This window comes from Chelatococcus albus, assembly GCF_030067675.1.
Taxonomy (GTDB): Bacteria; Pseudomonadota; Alphaproteobacteria; order Rhizobiales; family Beijerinckiaceae; genus Chelatococcus_A; species Chelatococcus_A albus.
This window is the reverse complement of record NZ_JASJEV010000035.1, coordinates 1-694: the sequence shown is the minus strand read 5'-3', so window position 1 is coordinate 694 and position 694 is coordinate 1. Positions and strand designations below refer to the sequence as shown.

General features: G+C 61.1%; 1 protein-coding gene and 1 pseudogene. Both read right to left on the bottom strand.

Translation table 11 applies throughout. From position 1 onward, the window contains the following. Positions 1-154 (bottom strand): annotated as a pseudogene (locus QNA08_RS18935) (flagellin); the annotation flags it as partial. Between the two features lie 246 nt (positions 155-400). After that, positions 401-694: flagellin (locus QNA08_RS18930; protein WP_283742287.1), on the bottom strand; the 294-nt coding region annotated here is incomplete at its 5' end.

Genomic DNA, 694 nt, shown 5'->3' with positions numbered 1-694 from the left:
CGGCGGAGAGGAAGAAGTTCGACGGATTGTCGAGCGCCGAGTTGACCTTCTTGCCCGTCGCCAGACGATTCTGGATCGTCTGCATCAGGCCGGAGGTGTTCTGAAGCGAAACGAGCGCGTTGCGGACGCCGACGGCGAGAGTAACGTTCGACATTATAAGCACCTTTCTGGTGATTTGAGCCCTTCTGGCTCGTCTTCAATGTCCTGTTGAAGACGTTGTTAGGCTTAATGCGTAAACGATAACGGGAAGTAAACACCTCACTGCTGGCCGTCTTATGGTAAACGAATGTCAAATTGCCGAGTGCGCCGACATTCCGGGTGCGGGTGGCGGCGAATGAAAGAAAACGGCGGCGGGATGAACCCGCCGCCGTTCTTTCGTGACTGCTTTCGGCTCGAGACCTCAGAAGAGGCGCAGCACCGCCGAGTCGGCCTGGTTGGCGAGCGACATGGCCGTCTGCGAGAGCTGCTGGCGCGTCTGCAGGGCGAGGAGCTTGGCGCCTTCCTCGTTCGGATCGGCGAGAACGAGCGAATCCGCGCCGGTGGTCAGCGTGTTGATGAGGCCCTTGGTGAAGTCCTGGCGGTTCTGCAGCACCGAGAGGTTGGCGCCGAAGGTCGAGGCCTGGGCGCGCAGCGTCTCGGCCGCGCTCTTCAGCTCGGCGAGGGCCGCGTTGATGTCCGAGTCGGCCTGGAAGTC